Origin of the sequence: Pseudomonas sp. JDS08PS003 (genome assembly GCF_045013505.1) — a bacterium.
GTDB classification, from domain to species: Bacteria; Pseudomonadota; Gammaproteobacteria; order Pseudomonadales; family Pseudomonadaceae; genus Aquipseudomonas; species Aquipseudomonas protegens_B.
The window spans coordinates 485,600-503,703 of the sequence record NZ_CP120724.1; the positions used below are offsets into that span (position 1 = coordinate 485,600).

At 61.7% G+C, this 18,104-nt stretch carries 16 protein-coding genes and 1 tRNA gene; 8 read left to right on the forward strand and 9 right to left on the reverse strand.

What is annotated here, in order from left to right; genetic code table 11:
- Positions 1-62 precede the first annotated feature (62 nt).
- Together P7C00_RS02220 and P7C00_RS02225 are read right to left on the reverse strand one after the other, a co-directional pair.
- The gene (locus P7C00_RS02220) at positions 63-815 is read right to left on the reverse strand and encodes an ABC transporter substrate-binding protein (protein ID WP_233321810.1); all 753 of its coding nucleotides are present in this window, start codon (positions 813-815) and stop codon (positions 63-65) included.
- A gap of 13 nt (positions 816-828) precedes the next feature.
- Complete coding sequence (locus tag P7C00_RS02225) at positions 829-1,602, reverse strand: ABC transporter ATP-binding protein (RefSeq protein ID WP_346634172.1); 774 nt, start codon at positions 1,600-1,602, stop codon at positions 829-831.
- A gap of 565 nt (positions 1,603-2,167) precedes the next feature.
- Here P7C00_RS02225 and gabP point away from each other — a divergent pair.
- From gabP to P7C00_RS02240, 3 genes are all read left to right on the forward strand, one after another.
- Entirely contained in the window at positions 2,168-3,559 is a 1,392-nt protein-coding gene (gene gabP / locus P7C00_RS02230; RefSeq protein ID WP_346634173.1) for a GABA permease, read from the forward strand.
- Between the two features lie 187 nt (positions 3,560-3,746).
- A complete protein-coding gene (locus P7C00_RS02235) occupies positions 3,747-5,777 on the forward strand; it encodes a hypothetical protein (RefSeq protein WP_404938068.1) in 2,031 nt (676 codons plus the stop codon).
- A 367-nt stretch (positions 5,778-6,144) separates the two neighbouring features.
- The gene (locus P7C00_RS02240; RefSeq protein ID WP_025128407.1) at positions 6,145-6,465 is read left to right on the forward strand and encodes a hypothetical protein; all 321 of its coding nucleotides are present in this window, start codon (positions 6,145-6,147) and stop codon (positions 6,463-6,465) included.
- An 81-nt stretch (positions 6,466-6,546) separates the two neighbouring features.
- On the opposite strand, the gene P7C00_RS02245 is transcribed toward P7C00_RS02240, so the two are convergent.
- Together P7C00_RS02245 and P7C00_RS02250 are read right to left on the reverse strand one after the other, a co-directional pair.
- Positions 6,547-6,957: a hypothetical protein gene (locus tag P7C00_RS02245; protein WP_346634175.1), complete on the reverse strand. Its 411-nt coding sequence runs from the start codon at positions 6,955-6,957 to the stop codon at positions 6,547-6,549.
- A gap of 124 nt (positions 6,958-7,081) precedes the next feature.
- Complete coding sequence (locus P7C00_RS02250) at positions 7,082-8,056, reverse strand: alpha/beta fold hydrolase (protein WP_404938069.1); 975 nt, start codon at positions 8,054-8,056, stop codon at positions 7,082-7,084.
- Between the two features lie 201 nt (positions 8,057-8,257).
- Here P7C00_RS02250 and P7C00_RS02255 point away from each other — a divergent pair, with 201 nt between their 5' ends.
- The 4 genes from P7C00_RS02255 (at position 8,258) to P7C00_RS02270 (ending at position 10,635) form a co-directional block, all read left to right on the forward strand.
- Positions 8,258-8,578: an isochorismate lyase gene (locus P7C00_RS02255; protein ID WP_404938070.1), complete on the forward strand. Its 321-nt coding sequence runs from the start codon at positions 8,258-8,260 to the stop codon at positions 8,576-8,578.
- A gap of 110 nt (positions 8,579-8,688) precedes the next feature.
- Entirely contained in the window at positions 8,689-9,279 is a 591-nt protein-coding gene (locus P7C00_RS02260; protein ID WP_346634178.1) for a hypothetical protein, read from the forward strand.
- A 91-nt stretch (positions 9,280-9,370) separates the two neighbouring features.
- Positions 9,371-10,411, forward strand: coding sequence for an EamA family transporter (locus tag P7C00_RS02265; RefSeq protein WP_404938071.1), 1,041 nt, complete (start codon positions 9,371-9,373; stop codon positions 10,409-10,411).
- A gap of 71 nt (positions 10,412-10,482) precedes the next feature.
- Complete coding sequence (locus P7C00_RS02270) at positions 10,483-10,635, forward strand: hypothetical protein (RefSeq protein WP_346634180.1); 153 nt, start codon at positions 10,483-10,485, stop codon at positions 10,633-10,635.
- Positions 10,636-10,705: 70 nt separating this feature from the next.
- Here P7C00_RS02270 and P7C00_RS02275 read toward each other — a convergent pair whose 3' ends face one another.
- The 5 genes from P7C00_RS02275 to P7C00_RS02295 form a co-directional block, all read right to left on the reverse strand.
- On the reverse strand, positions 10,706-11,860 hold the full coding sequence (locus tag P7C00_RS02275) for a Fic family protein (RefSeq protein ID WP_404938072.1): 1,155 nt from the start codon (positions 11,858-11,860) through the stop codon (positions 10,706-10,708).
- A gap of 320 nt (positions 11,861-12,180) precedes the next feature.
- Positions 12,181-12,256 (reverse strand) — tRNA-Phe (locus P7C00_RS02280).
- A gap of 105 nt (positions 12,257-12,361) precedes the next feature.
- On the reverse strand, positions 12,362-12,634 hold the full coding sequence (locus P7C00_RS02285) for an oxidative damage protection protein (RefSeq protein WP_015633824.1): 273 nt from the start codon (positions 12,632-12,634) through the stop codon (positions 12,362-12,364).
- Entirely contained in the window at positions 12,631-13,698 is a 1,068-nt protein-coding gene (mutY, locus tag P7C00_RS02290; RefSeq protein ID WP_404938073.1) for an A/G-specific adenine glycosylase, read from the reverse strand. The genes P7C00_RS02285 and mutY overlap by 4 nt, the downstream gene beginning before the upstream one ends.
- Positions 13,695-15,920, reverse strand: coding sequence for an AsmA family protein (locus P7C00_RS02295; RefSeq protein ID WP_404938074.1), 2,226 nt, complete (start codon positions 15,918-15,920; stop codon positions 13,695-13,697). Before P7C00_RS02295 ends, mutY begins: the two co-directional genes overlap by 4 nt.
- Positions 15,921-16,263: 343 nt before the next feature.
- Here P7C00_RS02295 and P7C00_RS02300 point away from each other — a divergent pair, with 343 nt between their 5' ends.
- On the forward strand, positions 16,264-17,925 hold the full coding sequence (locus tag P7C00_RS02300) for an OFA family MFS transporter (protein WP_346634184.1): 1,662 nt from the start codon (positions 16,264-16,266) through the stop codon (positions 17,923-17,925).
- The last annotated feature ends 179 nt before the right edge of the window (positions 17,926-18,104 follow it).

An 18,104-nucleotide genomic window follows, 5' to 3' on the forward strand; every position in this document is an offset into this window, starting at 1 on the left:
GTCTGGATGGCTTTGCTAAGGACCGGCGCCCAGGGGGCGAGCGCCGGTCAGGCAAGTCAGTATCAATAGATGCTGAACGGGAAGTACTTGTCGTTGATCTTCTTGTAAGTGCCGTCGGCCACGATTTCCTTCAGGGCGGCGTTCAGCTTCTCGCGCAGAGGATCTTTCTTGCGTACGGCAATGCCGATCTTGTCGCTTTCTTCAACCGGATCGCCTTTGAACTCGTAAGGCTTGCCGGCTTCGCTCTTGAGCCACTCGTAGTTGACGTATTTGTCGGCCAGGATCGCGTCCAGGCGGCCAGACGTCAGGTCCAGGTAGGCGTTTTCCTGGGTGTCGTAGAGCTTGATGGTGATGTCGTCGCCCAGTTGGTCTTCCAGCCAGGTGCCGGCCAGGGTCGCCCGTTGCGCGCCGATGATCTTGCCTTTGAGCGAGGCTTTGTCGGTCTTGAACTCGGTCTTGGCCTTGGGCGCAATGAACTGCAGCTTGTTGGAGTAGTACGGGTCGGTGAAGTCCACCGCTTGCTTGCGCTCGTCGGTGATCGACAGCGAGGAGATCAGGAAGTCGAACTTCTTCGCGTTCAGGGCCGGGATGATGCCGTCCCAGTCGGAAGTGACCACGGTGCATTCGACTTTCATCTTGGCGCACAGGGCGTCGCCGATGTCCTTGTCGAAGCCGACCACTTGGCCGCTGGCATCCTTGTTGTTGAACGGTGGGTAGGCGGCCTCGATGCCCATTTTCAGGGTTTCGGCGGCAGCGCTGGCGCTGAAAGCCAGAGTGACGGCAGCGGCCAGGAGGATCTTCTTATAGCTCTGCATGCGTGTAGCTCCGTTAGCGGTTGCTGGACATGAATTGTTTGCAGCGTGCCGAAAGCGGGTTCTCGAAGACCTGCTGTGGCGATCCCTGCTCTTCGATCAGGCCCTGGTGAAGGAACACCACTTCACTGGAGACCTGGCGGGCAAAGCTCATTTCATGGGTGACCAGCAGCATGGTACGGCCTTCGTCGGCCAGGGCGCGGATCACATTGAGGACTTCCTGGACCATTTCCGGGTCCAGGGCCGAGGTCGGCTCGTCGAACAGGATGACTTTGGGTTGCATCGCCAGGGTGCGGGCGATGGCGGCGCGTTGCTGCTGGCCGCCGGACAGTTGGGCCGGGTAGGCGTGGCGCTTGTCGGCGATGCCGACCTTGGCCAGCAGCGCCTCGGCCACTTCGATGGCCTCGGCCTTGCTCTGGCCCAGCACCCGGCGCGGTGCCTCGATGATGTTGTCGAGGACGCTCATGTGCGGCCAGAGATTGAAATTCTGGAAGACGAAACCGATTTCGCTGCGCAGTCGGTTGATCTGCTTGCCGTCGGCGGCCACCAGCTCGCCGTTTTTCGCGGCCTTGAGCTTGAGCTCTTCGCCGGCCACCAGGATCTGGCCCTGGTGCGGGTTTTCCAGCAGGTTGATGCAACGCAGGAAAGTGGACTTGCCGGAGCCGGAGGAACCCAGGATCGATATCACGTCACCGTCGCGTGCGGTCAGCGAGATACCTTTGAGTACCTCCTGAGAGCCGTAGCGTTTGTGCAAGTTGCGGATTTCAAGCGCGGGCGTGGCCTCAGCCATGTGCGGTCCTCATAGAGTTCATTGTGCTCCTGCTGTTGGCGGCCTTCCTGGCGAGGCGCCAAGCTAGCATAGGGTTCGAATCGCAGCCAACAGCGCTACCGGAGGTAAACAGACGGCGTGTGGCAGGTTGTCGCATCAGCACAGAAGACTGTCGCCCCATCAACAACCGAACGCCCGTTTGAACCCAGAAACCGCCTGAAATCCGGTAGGTGTCGCGTAAAAAAAGGCGCGATGGTGCCAGCTTTGGCCGGGTGTTGGAAGGGTTAACGGGCCAAAGGTCACGGATCTGCTTGCTAATTGTGCATCAGGCACTTTGGGGGTGTGTTTCTGGTGCATTGTTTCGTCCTACAAAGTGAGTCACCCGGTAACGAAATGGCGAAATGCCATTGTTCTCAATGACTTGGGATTTCCATCGGTCGGCTCGCCAACCCCTATTGCCCGGGACTCTGTAACATTTTGGCGCAATTCTTGCGTACGAAATAAAGAACGCCCTGTTGAATTCTTTTTACGAGAACGAATGCAGACCGGGTGGAGTTACTCTTTTTTCGTTGCAAAGGTGCTTTTCATGAGCGGTACGCAACTCTCCAATGACCTCGAGCAGGGGCTCAAACCACGGCATGTGACCATGCTGTCGATCGCCGGCGTTATCGGCGCGGGTCTCTTCGTCGGCTCCGGCCACGCCATCGCCGAGGCCGGCCCGGCCGTGCTGCTGGCTTACGCCGCCGCCGGTACCCTGGTGGTACTGGTGATGCGCATGCTGGCGGAAATGGCCGTCGCCTCGCCGGATACCGGGTCGTTCTCGACCTACGCCGATCGCGCCATTGGCCACTGGGCCGGTTTCACCATCGGTTGGCTGTACTGGTGGTTCTGGGTGCTGGTGATCCCGCTGGAAGCCAACGCCGCTGCAACCATCCTGCATGCCTGGTTCCCCAACGTGGCGATCTGGGTCTTTACCCTGGTGATCACCCTGCTGCTGACCGCCACCAACCTGTTCAGTGTGAAGAACTATGGCGAATTCGAGTTCTGGTTTGCCCTGATCAAGGTCGTGGCCATCATCGGCTTCGTGATCCTCGGCCTGGCGGCCATTTGCGGCTTGCTGCCCAACAGCCAGGTCAGCGGCGTCTCGCATCTGGTGGACACCCAAGGCTTCATGCCCAACGGCATGGGCGCGGTGCTGGCCGCCATGCTGACCACCATGTTCTCCTTCATGGGCACCGAGATCGTCACCATCGCTGCGGCGGAATCCCATAACCCGGGTAAACAGATCTCCAAGGCCACCAACTCGGTGATCTGGCGGATTGGTCTGTTCTATCTGGTGTCGATCTTCATCGTTGTGGCCCTGGTGCCGTGGAACGACCCAAGCCTGGCCCAGGTTGGCTCCTACCAGACCGTGCTCGATCGCATGGGCATCCCCAACGCCAAGCTGATCGTTGATCTGGTGGTGCTGGTGGCGGTGACCAGTTGCCTGAACTCGGCGCTCTACACCGCCTCGCGCATGCTCTTCTCCCTGGGCAAGCGGGGCGATGCTCCAGCGGTCGCCAAGCGCACCAATGCCAGTGGCACGCCTTACTGGGCGGTGATCCTGTCCACTGCAGCAGCCTTCCTTGCGGTGTTCGCCAACTATGTAGCTCCGGCTGCGGTGTTCGAGTTCCTGCTGGCCAGTTCCGGCGCCATCGCCTTGCTGGTGTACCTGGTGATTGCCGTATCGCAACTGCGCATGCGCCAGAAGCGCATGGCCGCCGGTGAGAAAATCGCCTTCCGCATGTGGCTGTTCCCTGGCCTGACCTACGCGGTGATCGTGTTCATCGTCGCGATCCTGGGCATCATGCTGTTCCAGGAAGAGCATCGGGTGGAGATCCTCGCCACCGGCCTGCTGAGTGTCATCGTCATCGCTGCGGGCCTATTGGTGGCCCGTCGGCGCAAGGCCGAGCGCAATGGTGCCCTGGCGCTGAGCTGACGGTTTGCTCCACTGCTTGTAAAAAAGGCCGCGCTCAGAGATGACCGCGGCCTTTTTCATGTCCGAATGCAATTTGGCGTGTCTGTTTGTGGCGGGCTGATGCTCAGTCGCGGTCTGGCGACGGGGCGCTTTACGCTGGCAGGTTGCCTACTGATAATCCACCGCTCGGTCAGCTTGGGATGCAGCGATGAAGGACTTGGACATGGATTTTGCCGAGTGGGAAATGCTCGACCTTGAGTGGCATCAGGGGTTCGCCTTCGTGGAGGGCGCGCTGTTGGTGGAAGAGCGCGCCCGGGACGTCTACCTCATGCTGCAGCTTGAAGGGCGGACGCCGGCTGAGCAGGCTTCTCAGGCCGCGGCCGAGCAGTTCCCGGTTTCCCTCCTGGTAGAGGGCGAATCGCTCTGGCGCCATCGTGTTCATCGGCACCTGCTGCGTGATGCGCGGGCCGACTATTATGGCTTGCCCCGCTACTTCGCCCGTTATGGCTACCACCCGTTGCAGACGTTGCCGATGCGTGTGTGCCGCGGGTTGCGGAGCCTGGGCCATGACCATTGGTGCGATCAGCAGCGTGCCTACTTTTGTCACGACTACGGGTTGGCGGTGATCGAGGGCGCGCAGCCTGAGCGCCTGGCACTGTTGCACCCGGTGCCGGAGAACTGGCCTTCATCCGCGGTGCTGTTCAGTGACGGGGCCAAGGTCTTCCTGGGCGCACGGGCGATCGCCAGCGCCGAGGACCGGGTGCGTGGCAGCAACCATCCGGCTTATCAGGTGATCAACGATCAGGTCTGTCGGGGCGGTGTGCCGCTGCACCAGAAGGACGGCTCGCCGTTGCCGATAGCCAATCCGCAGGGCTTTCAGATGCTGGCCCAGCGCTGGGGCACCGACGGGCATTCGGTGATCGTCCAGGCGCAGCAGGGCTCAAGCATTGCCTACGAGTATTTCTACCGCATCGACAACGTCGATCTGGCAACCTTCAGTGTGCTCAACGAGCGCTACGCCAAGGACGCACAACGGGCCTACTTCCTGACCGGAAAAACCCTGCGCTATGTCGGCGACTTTCGCCTGCTGAATCGCGTTCAGTCCGTGTTCGATGCTGCCGGCCGAGTCTTGAGCCGCAGTGAAACTCCGGACCCGTACGTGGCCGTGGATGACCAGTTCGTCTACTGCAATGGCACCCGCCTGCGTGGAGCCCACGCCCCGAGTTTTCGTCACCTGGGATTCCATTACTACGCCGACGAGCATCGCGCCTACCTGTTCAACAAGCCGCTGGATGTGGATGTGCAGAGCTTTGTGGTAAACCAGCTGGAGCGCGGTGAACACCACCACTCGCCGGTGCTGGTGGGCGACAAGCACGGCCCTCTCGGTTCGGGTGGGGTGATCGATGACGGGATGCTGCAGGAGTGGGCCGCGTTCTTCGAGGCTCACCCGCAGTTGCAGGGCTACTGGTGGCACCGTCTGCAGGAGCCCAGCGTGTCAGCGTCGACAACGCCAGCCCTGCGCGCCATCGGCTTGGGGTTTGAGCTGGGGCACCAGGTGCACTTTCATGGTCGCGCTATCAATGGTCTGGATGCCGGCAGTTTCAAGCTGCTGGACACACACCTGTGCGGTGATGCCAACGGCTTGTACCTGATCCCCTTTCATCGTGCCGAGACCCAGGTGCCGGAGCGATTTTCTTCAGCCTCCGTCGACCAGTACCGTGCCCTGGGCGGGCCTTACCTGGCCGATGGCCGGACGGTTTTTTGCCACAGGATCTTTTACCAGGCGCCTGAGCCGCTGGGTAAGGCGGATCTGGCCAGCTTCGAGTCCTGCGGGCATGGCTGGGCCAGGGATAAGGGCGCGGTGTACTACTACAGCGAAAGAAAAAGGAACCTCGACCCGGCCCACACGCGCTTCATGGGCAGCTACGCCTTCAGCGCGACGCAGATGTTTTCTGCCGGCAAGGCGCTGGAGGTGGAGTTCAGCCCGGAAGAAGTGAGGGTTCCTCATCCGGATTTCTTGCAGTTGGGCACGCGCAAGCTGTTCTGTGGCCGGCGCCCGGTGAGTGCCAAGCGCATCGACCTGGCCAGCCTGGAGTTTGTCGCGGACCGCTATGCTCGGGATAAGCAGCGTTTTTACCAGTACGACGGCTACGCGACTCTCAGCGAAATCAGTGCCGAGCAGTATTACCAGGCAACGACGAAGGCCCCGGCCGGGGATGCTGAAAATTTGGCTGTTTGAGCGGCAAAAAGATGGCTGTCAGCATTGACGGTGGCCTTTTTTGTCGGAACTGTGACTTGTTACATGGCGTTTCATGGACAGCCCGCTGGCGAAATAGTAGCCTGCGCGCTCTTCGATAAGAGCTCTTGCGTGCCAGCGTGAGAGGAGCTAAGGAATAGCGCTGTATTGCAAGGGACTGAATGCTTGTCGGGGCTCTGAATCCGTCTTCGCCTCTCTCCCTTGATCCGTGCGCACTAGCCCTGGTTCCTGATTGTCCGCGCCTGCCTGCGGCATGCCCGACAGTCCCGGCTCGAAGAACGAGCATTCAGGGTTCAATGGTGATCGCCCGGCCATTGGTCTCTCAAAAAAGGGCGGCAAGGAGACGCGCATGGCGTTCACTAAAATCATCTTCAAAAACCCGAACACCGGAGCCATCAAGGAAGCGCCAGTTGGTTTCTCCTGGACCGTGTTCTTCTTCGGTTTCATCCCGGCACTGTTCCGCGCCGACTGGAAATGGGCCGCCATCATGTTCCTGCTGGCCATGTTCACTTTCGGCCTGAGCAACCTGGTGTTCATGTTCATCTACAACAAGCTGTATGTACGCGACCTGATCGGCTCGGGCTTCAAGGCCCAGTCCATCGCCAGCGGCGACCTGAACTTCGCCAGCTCGCGCATCGGCATGGAAATCCCTCGGCTGGAAGCTGCCTGAGCATCACGCCAGGCGGTTTAGCTGAAACGAAAAAGGGCGCATTCATTGCTGAATGCGCCCTTTTTCATGCCCGGATGAAACTCAGCCTTCGGCGCTGAACAGTGCCTGGGATGCGGCCATGTAGTCGGCCTGGAAGGCCTCGGACTCGATCCAGGCCAGGGCCGTGGCCTCGTCGGCCTCGGTGGACCAGTTGCGGTACTCCATCAGCGCCGCAAGGATGAAGTCCGTGGCGCCCTGTTCGCCTTCCTGCTCATAGACCAGCTCCAGCAGCGGGTCCGAGAGGAAGACCGTGCACAGCGCCTGCTGGCTGGTTTTTTCGGCATCGCGCATTTTCACGAACAGTTCGGTCAGGTCCACCGATTCGAAGTCGATGCGGCTGTCGTTGGGGTCCAGTTCCAGCTCAGAGGTCGGTGCAGTGCGCTTGGCGCGGTTTTGCTTGGCCTTGGTTTTCGCCCGCTGGGCCCTTTTGTGTTGCTTGTTCGCAGATGCCATGGGCGTCTTACCTTGATGCTTGGAGGTGTGTCGCGTGGGTCGCCAGACAGCGGCGACCTTTCAGGCGGCCAAGGATGCCAGTAAATGCCGGCCGGGGCATCTGCCACCGGGCGAGAAGGGTGGTTCAGGCGCGTGGGATTACTCGTCCCGGGCTGCGGCTGTCGAGTTCGCCGTGGCGCAGCCAGCCCAGGATGATGGGCCAGAGCCGCGTGTCGAAACGGCTGTGGAAGAAGGCGAAATGGCCGACCGCGGTTTCGCCGATTTCCTGCGGGGCGATGCGCAAGTGAGTGCGTGGACTGTTGTTGAAGTAAGCCAGCAGGCGTTCGATGGCCGGCACGGTGCCGAAGGGATCGTCGCTGAGGCTGATGGCGAGGATCGCTGCCGTGACTTGGGCGAAGGGCTGGCCGTTGCGCTCTCCAGCGAGCCTGCGGCCACTGGGGCGGCCTTCGTAGCGCGTGTGTGGGGTGCACCAGTCGCTGACCACGCCGGCGGGGGTGTCCTCCATCCAGCCCAGGCGCTTGCCGGGAAAGTAGCCGTAGAGACAGGTCAGCAGGGGCATCAGCACGTGCCATTTGCCCAGCATGCGCCAGCGCAGCCTGGGTTCGTAGTCGCGCCAGTAGGCGAACTGTGCGCCCATGGTGGCCACGCGGCGGATCACCCCGGCAGAGGCCGCCAGGCCCACGGCGCAACCGCCGAAGCTGTGGCCCACGACATCGATCGGCTGCCCGGGAAACTCGCGCTGGGCTCGTTGCAGCATGGCTTCGAAGTCCAGCGCAGCCCAATCCGACCAGGACGCCTTGAAGCCCTTGAGGGAACCCGTGCGCGACTCGCCGATGCCGCGGTAGTCGTAAGTCATCACGTCGAAGCCGTTGGCGAACAGGTAGTCGGCGAAACGGAAGTAATAACGGCAGCGCACCGAGGTCGCGGCGTTGATGATCACCACCGGTCGCGCTGGATCGGCTTGCGGGTGGCGCCAGGCACAGCCACCGATCAGGTAACCGTCCGCCGCCGGTTCGTTGAAGGTTTCGCTGGGGCCAGGTGTCGGCCCGGCAATGGCGGGTTGTGCGGCAGGCAGGTCGGGCGAGGACAGCAGGGACATGGACGGTTGTTCCTTGGCGGCTGCAATGTGCCGGAGCGGCATTCGGCGTCAGCGATGTTTTTTTGTGTGCCCATTAATACCCGGCCGATCCACGGCGCGGCAACTGCCAGCGCGTCCAACAGCCGGGTGGCGCCGGCATCTTTACTCTCGCTGCGGCCCGTGAGAATAATCCGGGCCCCTGACCCCGATGGAGTGTTGAGCATGGAAGTGAAGAATCAGATGAGCCCGGAACAATGCCAGGGCATGGAAGACATCCGCCGGGAAATCGACACCCTGGATCGGGCGGTTGTCGCGCTGCTGGGGGCTCGTTTCAAGTACGTGCTGGCGGCGTCGAAGTTCAAGACTTCGGCGGCTACTGTACGGGCCGAGGAGCGCTTCAAGGCGATGCTCGCCACCCGCCGCGAGTGGGCAGAGGCCGAAGGCCTGAGCGCAGATGCCATCGAGAAGCTGTACAGCGATCTGGTGCAGCACTTTATCGCCGAGGAGATGAAGCATTGGCAGGCGGCGCAGGCGCCTGCCTGAGGCTGATTGCCGGCGCTCAGTGTTGATCGGGTTCTGCTGCTGATGGCGGCCCGTTCCCTGGATCAGCATCGGCGCGGGTATGCTGGCGGCCTTTTTTCGAGGGATCAGGGATGACAATGATGCAATTTCGCTCATGGACAGGGTTGGCGCTGGCGGTGCTATTGGCCGCGACCGGGCAGGTGCAGGCGAGCGAGCCTTCCTCGGTGTATCTGCGTTGCAGCATGACGCCCGAGCACTACGCCCAAGCCATGGCCGCGCCGCCACGCCCGGCGATCGCCTACAACGATTGGCAGAAGTGGTTCGACAGCAAGGACATGTACGGCTCGGCCCGGGTCGATGCCGAGTCGCTGGAGGATTCTGGTGCGAAGAGCCTGCAGGAAGTGGCGCAGATGTGGGCGGGGGCGGGCGGCACTTCTCACTACGACCCGCAGACAGGGCGTTGGCAGTTTGCCTTGCTGCAGTTCACTGAAAACTATGGCGAGATGATCCAGTTGCTGGCGCCGCTGCGCAGCGTCGCCCCTTACTGCCAGCCCGGCTCCGACAGTTTTCTGCTGATCTACTCCTACATCTGGGGCGATGGCGACAACGCCTACCTGACCCTCAACAAGCAGCGCAGCCGATTTGCCGTCAAACCCACCAAGGCACAACGTGCCGAGGCCGATGCGGCGCTCAAAGTGTTGATGGATGCCGCTTCGGGGTGAAGCGGTTGCGTCGCTCCGGTTCACGGCATTTCTACATGGACAGGGTCATCATGTTCAGCGTCTTGCAATGAGCCTGAAGGGTGATCCGACCATGAACTTGAGTGTTCTCTGCGCGCTGGCGGCGGCCGCCTTGTTCGGCGCCAGCACACCACTGGCCAAGCTGCTGGGGCTGGATGTTCCGCCGATGCTCCTGGCTGGGCTGCTGTATCTGGGCAGTGGTGTGGGCCTGGCCATTGTTCGTTGCGTTCGCGATCGGGGTTGGCAGCCGGCGGGGCTGACGGCGCGCGAGTGGCCGTGGCTGCTGGGGGCGATCCTGTTTGGTGGTGTGCTGGCGCCGGTCGCGCTGATGTTTGGTCTGACGCGGACCGCGGGCGCCAGCGCTTCGTTGCTGCTCAATCTGGAGTCGGTACTCACCGCGATGCTGGCGTGGCTGGTGTTCAAGGAGAACGCCGATCGCCGGATCGTCATCGGCATGCTCGCGATCGTGTTGGGTGGAGTGGTCTTGTCGTGGCCGCAGCAGCACGCCGGTACTGATGACTGGCTGGGGCCGCTGGCCGTGGCCTTCGCCTGCCTGTGCTGGGCCATCGATAACAACCTGACCCGCAAGGTCTCGGCCTCCGATGCGCTGTTCATCGCCGGCAGCAAGGGAGTGGTGGCGGGGGTGGTCAATGCCGGCCTGGCGTTGCTTGTTGGCGCGCAACTGCCTGCTGCTGCCACGCTGGGGCCGATACTGCTGGTGGGTTTTTTGGGTTACGGCGTCAGCCTGGTGCTGTTCGTCCTGGCCCTGCGAGGGCTGGGCAGTGCGCGCACCGGGGCCTACTTCTCCACGGCGCCCTTCCTTGGCGCAGCGCTGTCGATTCTGATCCTGGGCGAGGCGGTTTCCCTGTGGTTCCTGGTGGCGGCGGCACTGATGGCCATCGGCGTCTGGATTCACCTGATGGAAAGCCACGCTCACGAACATCAGCATGAGCCCCTCGCGCACAACCATCGCCATAGGCATGACGAGCACCACCAGCATGAACACGGCTTTGAGTGGGACGGCTCAGAGCCCCACAGCCATCCCCACGAACACGCACCGATCCGGCATAGCCATGCGCACTTCCCTGATGTTCATCATCGGCACAAACACTGAGTGGGCGGGTTACTTTCAGTCACCAGGTGAGGGCTTGCGCTGATCAGCGCATACGCGCCCTTCACAAACTGATGAACAGCCTGTCCTGCATGACCGCGCAAACGGCTGATGCCAGCGACCTGTTCCAGATCGCCGACATCGCCGCGCTGTTGCTCGGTGATGGCGTGGCTCTGCTCGATGTGGCCCAGGGGCAGGCGATGGAGCGGGCGGATAAGGCCTTCTGATTGGCGTGGGCGCTGCGCCAGCCCCAGGATCAGTTTGATTCTGGGCGCCCTTGGAGAGTCCGAGAGAGTGTCATGGCGCCTCAAGCGGTGCCGGTATGAACCCTTGCTCTCGAAGTGCCTTGATCATTCCTCTGATGAGGTAGCTGTTGGAGAAACCGATGGTGTATTGCCGGGCGTTGGCGCTGATGGGCAATAGCATGCCCTGGTCCACCAGTTTCTTTATTTGATAGGTCCTTTGTCCGGCAGTCAGCTTGGGCAGTACCTGGGCGATGTCGCTCGACTTAACAACGCCTGACTTGATCGCTGTGGTCAGTACCGTTTCTTCCGCTGCAGTGATCCATTGTCGATCCCGAGCAAAGGTAATGGCAGGAGCCAGGATGTGCCGGGTCAGGTAGCGGTAGTCGGTGAGGCGATTGACCTTTTCCAGGTCGTCCCTAATGCCCTCTAGAACGTAAGTGCACCAGGTCTCCAGCCCGGCCTTGGTTCCTTGGTCCGCGGTGGCGAGCATGGCGTAGTAACGTTCCCGATCATTGAAGAAAACAGCGGTAGGGTTGAGTACACGGCCACCCGTATCGACGTTGAAGCCATATTTCATCAGCTGTGCATAAGTCAGGAGGCGCACCACGCGGCCATTGCCGTTGCCAAATGGGTGAATCCAACCAAACCGGTGATGGGTCAAGGCCACTTTCATCAGGTCGTATTTGGGGAGGTCCTCCCGATTGACGAACTCCACCAGCTCTTGCATGTAGCTGGGTACCATCAGGGCATCAGGAGGTAGGTGGGCGGCCTGAGCGATCTGTACTTCGCCCTGGCGATACGCTCCAGGCGTCTTATCGCCCTCTCGCTCCAGGTCCTGGACGGTCATCGCGTGCAGCTCTCTGATGGTGAGCTCGGTGATTGGTGTTCCCGGGCCAATGGTTTGCTCGATGTAATCCATGGCTTTTTCGATGTTCGCCACTTCGCGTAACGGGTCGGAGTCCTGGGCTGTGCCTTCCACCTTGCTCTCGATGTAGTCGGCAAGCGTTGTGTGGTTGCCCTCGATGCGCGCCGAACCCAGGCTTTCCAGGATGTGGAAGATCGTTTTCAGCTGATAGAAGACCGCAGGAGGCGTATCGCCTTCCAATCGCAAGCGCCGAAGGTGCTCAAGCTCGCTCAGCACGTCCACCAGAGGGGAGTCGAAGGATGGGTTTAGCAGCTCAAGATCGTGATGGAAGAATGCAGGCATTGTGCAAACATCTCGAAAGCCGAAAAAATTATCTATGATTTTTTTGCCATAGGCCCTGTTCTATAGGGGTTCTGCTCGAATATCAAAAGATGATTATCTCAAAATGGTACTTCACTTAAGTGAACGCTTGAGAAAAAGCGAGGCGTGATGCGCTGTGTGGGTGGCGTGATGGTCGCGCAGCGGCTTGGTTGTGCAGGAAAGAAGGCCGGGGTGTCGAGCAGGGGGAAGGGAAGGGCTGAATGACAGGCAACAAAAAACCCGCACTAGGCGGGTTTTCTGGTTGCTTTCACGTGATGTAAACACCACCTGAAAGCTGAAGGTGGTGCCCAGAGACGGAATCGAACCGCCGACACGGGGATTTTCAATCCCCTGCTCTACCGACTGAGCTATCTGGGCAACGGGGCGCATTAAACGGGTTTTTCAGGGGGGCGTCAAGCAAGTTTTGAAAAAAATGTTTAATTATTACCGTCGCTTACGTTCCACCCCCGATTTTCAGCGGGTTTACTCAGCCGGTGGCACGTAGCCGTCGGCCTTGGCGTATTCCTCGCCGGAGAAAAATTTGTCCATCTCGCCCTGCAGATATTTGCGATCTTCGGCATTCATCATGTTCAGGCGCTTTTCGTTGATCAGCAGGGTCTGGTGTTTCTGCCAGTCAGCCCAGGCCTTGGCCGAAACGTGTTCGAAAATATCCTGGCCTTTGGCGCCCGGGTACGGGGGGCGTTCCAGGCCTGGTAGTTCTTCCTGGTATTTGCGGCACATTACGGTGCGGGTCATGACGACTCTCCTGCATTCAAGACTTCGGCCGCGCGTTTGAGCAGTGTCTTCACCGGGGCGGCAAGGCCCAGGCGCGGCGGGGTGGCGAGGTTATACCAGAGCCAGTCGGCCTCGGCGACGTGCAGCGCCGACTCTTCGACCCGGACCAGCCAGGGCTCGATGGCCAATTGGAAGTGGCTAAAGGTGTGCACCAGGCCGGGCATTTGCTGTTGCTGGCCCAGTTCCAGGGAGTGCTGCAGGGCCAGGTGCTGGATGTCTTGCAGGTCGTCCAGCTCCGGCAGGCTCCAGAGGCCGCCCCAGAGCCCGCTGGAGGGGCGTCGGTAGAGCAGGATGGCGCCTTCGCGGTTAGCCAGCAACGGCATCAGGGTGCGCTTCTGCGGCACCTCCTTGCGCGGCTTGGGAATCGGGTAGCGGGTTTCCAGGCCGAGCATGTGGGCTTCGCAGCCGCGCTCCAGAGGGCACAACAGGCAGCTGGGCTTGCTCCGGGTACAGAGGGTCGCCCCCAGGTCCATCATCGCCTGGGTGTAGTGGTTGACCCGGCTGTGGGGCGTGAAGCGTTCTGCGGCGGCCCACAGCTGCTTGGCCACCTTGGGTTCCCCCGGGTAGCCCTCCTGGGCGGTGAAGCGGGCCAGCACCCGCTTGACGTTGCCGTCGAGAATCGGTGCCCGCAGGCCCATGCTGATGCTGGCGATGGCGCCGGCGGTGGACAGGCCGATGCCCGGCAACTCGGTGAGTTGCTCCACGTCCCGGGGAAACTCGCCGCCGTATTCGGCCATGACGATCTTCGCGGTCTTTTGCAGGTTGCGCGCCCGGGTGTAGTAGCCCAGGCCGGTCCACAGGTGCAGCACTTCGTCTTCCGGGGCCTCGGCCAGGGCCTGCACCGTGGGGAGTGAGGCCATGAAGCGGTCGAAGTAGTTGAGCACGGTGCTGACCTGGGTCTGTTGCAGCATGATCTCCGAGACCCACACCCGATACGGGTTGATGTCCTGCTGCCAGGGCAGGTCGTGGCGACCATGGCGGTCGTACCAGTCCAGCACCGCCGGTGCAAAGGCCTCGGCTCTCATCGCTTGAACAACCCCTTGAGTGCGTTCTTCAGTTCCGGGCTGACCTTGTCACCGAGTTTCTCGTCGATCTTCTGCTGCAGCCGGTCACCGGCCAGCTTGGCGGCAACCTGGCCCAGGCCGTCCTTGTCCAAGCGGCAGGCCTTGGCCCCCAGCTCCAGCGGGCCCCGGCAGCGCAGCGGCAGTTCAACACCAGTAAAGCGTTCGCCGACCTGGCAGGCCGGGTCCGGATTGTCGCTGAGGTCGCCCTCGACGACGATGCCGACCCGGTAGTCCATGCCCAGCACCCGCAGGTCGATATCACCATTGCCGTTGACGGTCATGCCGGGGATGCGCACTTTCAGGTCCGGGTTGCTGGCCACGCCGTTGCGAAACGTCAGGTTGCCCTTGAGCTCCTGGAACGGTGTGTCCTTGCCCCGTGGCGTGCTGCTGAGGTTCTTGCGGTTGAGCACCGCGATGCCCTGGCACAGCTGCTGTTCGATGTTGGCGTTGAGCAGCACGCCGTTGTTGATCACGAAGCTGGCAGTACCGTTGAGGCTATCGATCAGCGCTTTCTGGCTGTTGCCGCTGCCACTGAGGTTGCTGTTCAGAGTCACCAGGCCTTTGACCGGAGGATTCTGGCCCTGGCTTTCCAGGATGCGTTCCACCGGTACGCGGTTGATCTTGGTCTGCAGGCTCAACTGCGGTGTGCTCTGGCGCACATCGAGATTGCCGCTGGCTTCGAAACTGCCGTTGTACAGCTCGCCCCGCAGGCTGGAAAGCTTGAGCTGGCCGCCCTGGCCGCTGGCCTTGAGCGCGGCGTTCTGGATCGGCAGCTTGTCCAGGGTCAACTGGCCAAAACTCAGGTCGGCATCGACGTCGAGTTTGCTCAGGCGCTCCACTGGCAGCAGCTTGTCGGTGCTCCAGGCGCCCTTGGTCGGGGCGTTGGGCAGCGGCGTGGTGCCGGCGCCGGCCATGGCGTCGGCTTCGCTGCTTTGCACCTCAGCCTTGCGTGCTGTGGCGGCACTGTTGGCTGCGGCGGATTTGGGCGGCAGGTAGCGGTCGACATTGAAGGTGTCGCCCTTGAGCTGAGCGCGCAGGGATTGCTTGTCGAAGTCCTCGATGGCCAGGCGGCCACTGAAGGCGCTGTCGTCGAGCTTCAGGTTCAGGTCTTCCAGGGCCAGGCTGCTGGGCGTGCCTTGCAGGCGGCTGACCAGCTCGACCTTGCTCAGGCTGCCTTCGGCCATGGCCGGCAGGGGCTGGCCGATGCTGTCGACGAATTTCGCCAGGTCGAACTGGGCAATGGAAATTCCGCCGCTGATCTGCGGGGTCTTGTCCAGGTCATTGACCTTGAGTTCGCCCAGGGCGCGCAGCTGGTTGAGGGAGACTTTCAGGCCGGTCCACTGGCCGACGTTGGCGGCCTTGTCCAGCAACAGCTGGCCCTGGGCAGCGAAGGTCAGGGTCTTGCCTTGCAGCGGGTCACCGGTAGCTTCGCCGGACAGGCGCATGTCTTCGAACTGGTAGCGCTGCAGGGCGCGGTCGAAGCGCAGCTCGCCATTGAGTTCGGTGCGCACGCGCACGGCGGGCTGGGTGCTGGCGAGGAAGGCGGTGAGCTTGACCGGGGTGTTGCTGGCTTCGTGGATCGGCCCGGTGCTCAGTTGGATGCTTTCGGCGGTGAACTGCTTGCCGGTCTGCTCATCGTTGTACTCAACCCGGGCGTTGTTCACGGTCAGGCTGTCGATGTCCAGGCGGATCGGTTGCGAGGGCTTGTCTGCGCCGACGCTTGGCTGGCCCGCTTCGCCGGTGCTGGTGGCCGGGGTTGCGGCCTGCTTGTCGGTAGGAGCGGTCTTGCCGATGTCCTGCCAGTTGCCGTGGCCATCCTTGTCGCGGTTCAGGCGCAGGTTGAGGCCTTCGACCCGCACATCGCTCATCTGCACTTCACGGCGCAGCAGCGGTAATACCCGGACCGACAGACCAAGCATCTGCAGGTCGGCGAAAGGTTGGGTCGGGTTGGCCAGGGTGGCCACGCCGGCGTCGTGCAGTTCCAGTCCGAGCCAGGGGAACAGGCTCCAGCCGATGTCGCCATTGAGCGTCAGCTCGATGTGGGCCTTGTCGCGGGCAATCTGGCGAATCTCTTCTTTGTAGTCGTTGGGATCAAACAGGTGGGTCAAGGCGAAGCCGAGAGCCACGATGATCAGCAACAGCCCGAGAATTACCAGACCCAGGATTTTGCCGAACGCTTTCATGGGCGAGTCCTTGTATGTCGAATTCAAAATTTAGCGAGGGAGTATAACGCTCTGAACCTGACGACTGGTCACCCATTGCAGTTAGAGGTTTTTTCGTCGTGGCGGCCATTTTTTTGCCAGTGGCCTGGCCTGCGGGCGAAGCAGTTGCGGGAAAAAAGGTAATGTCAGTTTGGTTTTTTAGTTTGTCGCAAATGGTAACCTCTCGCGGTTCGTTCGCCCTTGTGCGACTTAATGTCGCGTCTGCCCAAATGGAGCTTTACTCAATAAAACGACCGCGCCCGCGTGCCAAGGTCGTCGCAGATGAGTGGCCGATGAACAATTCTAATAATTGGGGGAAACATCCATGAGCTCTAGCAACGCGGCGGCCAGTCCGTCTGCTCAGCCAGCGTTCTTGTCCAAAGAACGCATCATTGCCAAGCCCGGCTTCAACCGTTGGCTGGTCCCACCGGCCGCTCTGGCCATTCATCTGTGCATCGGCATGGCCTACGGCTTTTCGGTGTTCTGGCTGCCGCTGTCCAAGGCGCTGGGCATCGGTGCGCCAGTGGCGTGTGCGCCGGGCATGGGTTTTATCGAGCAGGTCTTTTCGTCCCAGTGTGACTGGCCGATCTCCATGCTCGGCTGGATCTACACCCTGTTCTTCATCTTCCTGGGCTGCTCGGCAGCGATCTGGGGCGGCTGGCTGGAACATGCCGGGCCGCGCAAGGCAGGGGTGGTTTCCGCGCTGTGCTGGTGCGGCGGCCTGCTGATTTCGGCGTTGGGGATCTACACCCACCAGATCTGGCTGATGTGGATTGGCTCCGGGGTCATCGGCGGTATTGGCCTGGGCCTGGGCTACATTTCCCCGGTGTCGACCCTGATCAAGTGGTTCCCGGACAAGCGCGGCATGGCCACCGGCATGGCGATCATGGGCTTTGGCGGTGGCGCCATGGTGGGCGCGCCCCTGGCGGCAGCCCTGATGAGCTACTTCGCCACGCCTACCAGCGTCGGCGTGTGGCAGAGCTTTTTGGTGATGGCCGCGATCTACTTCGTGTTCATGATCGGCGGCGCCCTGGCCTATCGGGTTCCGCCGACCGGCTGGAAACCTGAAGGTTGGACTGCGCCGGCGAAGAAAGCCGCCAATGCGATGATCACCCACCGCCATGTGCACGTGAACGTGGCCTGGAAGACTCCGCAGTTCCGCCTGGTCTGGCTGGTGCTGTGCCTCAACGTATCGGCCGGTATCGGCATCCTCGGCATGGCGTCGCCGCTGCTGCAGGAAGTGTTCGCCGGCAAGTTGCTGGGCAACGACCTGACCTTTAGCCAGCTGGATGCCGGGCAACTGGCGCAGATCGCCGCCATCGCTGCCGGCTTCACCGGTCTGTTGAGCCTGTTCAACATCGGCGGGCGGTTCTTCTGGGCGTCGTTCTCCGACTACCTGGGTCGCAAGAACACCTACTTCGTGTTCTTCGCCCTGGGCTTTGCCCTCTACGCGCTGATTCCGAACCTCGGCCACCTGGGCAACATCGCCCTGTTCGTGGCGGCGTTCTGCATCATCCTGTCGATGTACGGCGGTGGTTTCGCCACAGTTCCGGCCTACCTGGCGGACCTGTTCGGGACACAAATGGTGGGTGCGATCCACGGTCGCCTGCTGACTGCCTGGGCGGCGGCGGGCGTACTGGGCCCGGTGCTGGTGAACTACCTGCGTGAGTATCAGCTGAGCATCGGCGTCGAACGCGCCGCGGCCTACGACATCACCCTGTACATCCTCGCCGGCCTGCTGGTGCTGGGCTTCCTGTGCAACCTGCTGGTGCGCCCGGTAGCCGACAAGTACTTCATGACCGACGAGCAACTGGCGGCCGAGCAGGCTCTGGGCCACGACAAGGGCGCTGACAGCAGCGTCGTGCTGGAGTGGAAAGCTTCGTCCGCCAGCCAGCCGCTGGTGATCGCTGCCTGGCTGGCCGTGGGCATTCCCCTGGCGTGGGGCGTGTGGGTCACCCTGCAGAAGACGGCGGTGCTGTTCCATTAAGGGCTTCGCTGGCCAGCCAGCTCCTACGTAGGAGCCGGCTGGCCGGCGAACGCTTCGCCGCTTGTCATGACAGGTACAGCCCCGTAGCCATTGGCTGGCGCCCGTCAGGATATTGTCCAGCGTGTTTCTGTTTGGCCGCCGTCGGGCCTATACTATTCGCCTTTTTCGCCCAATGATTT